Below are 230 nucleotides of genomic sequence, written 5' to 3'. Positions count from 1 at the left end.
CTGTGTCGACGAAGGCCGTGACAGCGTGCCCATCGGCCAACCCATCGCCAACCTGGCGTGTTACGTGCTGGACGCGCACCTCGAACCGGTGCCGGTTGGCGTGCTGGGCGAGCTGTACCTGGGTGGCGAGGGCTTGGCGCGCGGTTACCACCGCCGGCCCGCCCTGACCTCCGAGCGCTTCGTCGCCAGCCCGTTCAAGGCCGGGCAGCGGTTGTACCGCACGGGGGACC

The 230-nt window shown here is 70.9% G+C and carries 1 protein-coding gene; it reads left to right on the top strand.

Going from position 1 to position 230, the window contains the following annotated elements; translation table 11 throughout:
• Nucleotides 1-230: AMP-binding protein (locus OGL93_RS22190; protein WP_263265173.1), on the top strand; the 230-nt coding region annotated here is incomplete at both ends.

Origin of the sequence: Pseudomonas sp. RIT-PI-S, from assembly GCF_025642975.1 — a bacterium.
GTDB lineage: Bacteria > Pseudomonadota > Gammaproteobacteria > Pseudomonadales > Pseudomonadaceae > Aquipseudomonas.
This window is presented reverse-complemented; position numbering and strand designations above follow the sequence as displayed.